2 protein-coding genes are annotated in these 2670 nt (G+C 34.0%); both read right to left on the minus strand.

What is annotated here, in order from left to right:
• Positions 1–147: 147 nt before the first annotated feature.
• Positions 148–1788 carry a cbb3-type cytochrome c oxidase subunit I gene (locus tag QZZ48_RS15270; protein WP_294967116.1) on the minus strand — a complete coding sequence of 547 codons (1641 nt, stop codon included), beginning with the start codon at positions 1786–1788 and terminating at the stop codon, positions 148–150.
• Between the two features lie 2 nt (positions 1789–1790).
• A complete protein-coding gene (locus QZZ48_RS15275) occupies positions 1791–2453 on the minus strand; it encodes a cytochrome C oxidase subunit II (protein WP_294967117.1) in 663 nt (220 codons plus the stop codon).
• Positions 2454–2670: the final 217 nt, after the last annotated feature.

The following is a 2670-nucleotide window of genomic DNA, read 5'->3' on the forward strand; positions in this document are numbered from 1 at the left end:
ATACAAAACTCCGTATGAAGTGTTTTTCAGTGAAATGAGTAAAAGATTAGCTAGCTAATTTAGGTGGAAATTGCACTTGTTGTTGGAATTGGCGTTATTTTTATTTTATTTGATATTTCCATGCAAAAGCATGGAAATAAAATCTAATTACTCTGCTTCTGCAGGAACTAAATCTTTTGTGTCTAGTTTTGAAGGAGTATAAACACCAATCAAACCTTTAACACCGATACTCATAACAACATTGATCAAGTAAACTAACCAAGCTAAAAGAATAAGAACACCACATAGTGCGCCCATAATCATGTATAAGTTATACTCACCATCTACGTAGATGTATCTTCTAAGAGCTCCGTCCATTGCAGACATACCCATAAAGAAACTCATACCTAAAGCACCAATTAAGTGTGCCCAGAAATGGAAAGTAGCTAATTTTTCACTATATAGTTTAACACCATTAGTTAGAATTGGCCATAATGTATATACTGCAGCATATAGAGTCATTGTAAGACCAATAAGTAATGCAGTGTGAACGTGTGTAAACATAATCCATTGAGTATTATGTAAAATTCTGTTTAGTCCCATATCTGCTTGTAAGATAGCTGCTGGAATAGCAATCATAAATCCAAACATACCGGCGATTAAGAACTTAACTCTGTTATCCATAACAAGTGGCTTAGCACTCCATAGAGTAACTAGTGTAATGAAAATTGCGATACCTTGAGTTACTAGCTCAAACGCAGTTACCATTTCACCTGAAAGAAGTTTCATAATATTTGGTTGACCTTGGTCACCTAGAAGGTGATGAGACCAAACCATCCATGAAACAATAAGCTCTAGTAAAAGTGCAGCTCTTGCAATATTTTGCATGAAAAGTTTTTTACCAGTAATAAGCATTGCAAGAAGGTACCAAGTACCAGCAACATAAATAAGTACAAGACCATCAGCGATCAAGTCAAGTCCCCACCAGAAGAAGTTTTTATAAAGAAGTGCGTTTACAGATGTATAATCCATTGCTGCACCACTAAGGTCACCAACGATATATACTAAGATTAAAACACCACAAGTTAAAATAACAATAGCATCTAGAAGTGTGTCAATTGTACCACGAAAGATTGCAACAACTGGAAGTGAAACAGCAGGCTCTTTTGAGTAAGGCTCACGACCTGTAATTTTGTACCAAATGTTAAGCATACCATCAATGCCAAGTGCTGATAAGATAAGTGGCTTCATTGGACGCTTCTCGTGTCCATCTTCAGTATAGAAAACAGTTGCGAAGATATTATAGATAAAACCTAAAGTACCAAGCATAATAACAGCGATTCCTAGAACGAATACTAATCCACCAATAGGATTGAACTGCTCAAAATCAACAGGAAGAGGCCAATACAAAGTATACAGAGGTGCATAATGAAATATAGCTCCACCTAACCATGATGTAAGTGCTCCACCAGCAATAGCGATCCAAGTCCAGTTAGCTAGTTTAATGCTATACAAAGGCTTCTTCATAAGGTAAGGAACAAGAAATGTAAATGCACCAAAAACAATTAAATAAGTAGAACCAAAGATTCCTACAATAGGGTGAACAGTCATAATAGCAAAATAATGTGACTCGTCAAATAAACCCGGAGAAACCGCATTTAATCTCATAAGTTCACCTTCTAAGATTGATAAACCATAAAAAAGTACACCTGTAATTACTGCTCTAAGAGTAATTTTTTGCATTGGAGTTAAACCATCAGTTTTAAGTCCACCCTCATTTCCGTTAATTAAAGTATTAATAAAACCCATAATTAGTTACTCCCTGTAGAACGTGGTGCTGCTTTAACAGATGTCATCATAGATCTTTTATCATCTACATCACAACCTTTTACAACTACAGCGTTATTTATCTTCATGTGTCTTCCACCTTTAGGACCAGAGTATTCTGTAGACTCAATATGATATGTACCATTTTTATGGAACTGCCACATAAGGTCATTTCTACTTCCTGGAACAACTTGCATTTGTGTTACCATAGTATTGTCTTGACGGAAAAGTCCAAAACCATAAGTTAAATCTTTTGATTCAACATCAAATACGATGTATTTACCACATTCTATTTCCATTTGACCATCAGCATTTAATCTATCTGCTGGTAAAGTGAATTTTTGGTCTTCAGCAACAATGTTAAATAATTGTGTTGATTTATCAAAAGAAGGATCTTTTTCTATCGTGTGACGTTTAAAGTCAGTTTCAACCCAAGGAATTTTGTTGAATGTTAATATGTGAATACTTACCCCTACACTTATTAATATTCCTACATACATGTAAAATGTAGCTGGTTTAACTATTCTTGGTTTTCCTAGAGGATCACTAACTCCTCTTGCAAACCAAATCATTAACGCCATAATTGCAAATACATAGATTGTATATACAAGTTTTAGTAGCTCTAATATGCCGGCCGAGTCTTCCATTGTTTTCTCCTGTTATTTTTTGAATTTTTGAGGCAGATTACCTTAAAGTAAATTACTTCACAAAATTTCTAAGTAATTGTACAGTTTTTTTTTAGATAAAAAATAGGTATAGGTCAAGAAAATTTTATTTATTGATCATATAAATAATATTTTCTTATATTGCACCATTAACGAACTCCTATTATTGGGATATCATAAAGAATATATATAATTCTTT

It is taken from the genome of Sulfurimonas sp., from assembly GCF_016744025.1.
Classification (GTDB): domain Bacteria; phylum Campylobacterota; class Campylobacteria; order Campylobacterales; family Sulfurimonadaceae; genus Sulfurimonas.

Excerpts from the sequence above, each read along its gene's own strand:
- QZZ48_RS15270 (WP_294967116.1), bottom strand. The coding sequence starts at position 1,788 with ATGGGTTTTATTAATACTTTAATTAACGGAAATGAGGGTGGACTTAAA.
- QZZ48_RS15275 (WP_294967117.1), bottom strand. The coding sequence starts at position 2,453 with ATGGAAGACTCGGCCGGCATATTAGAGCTACTAAAACTTGTATATACA.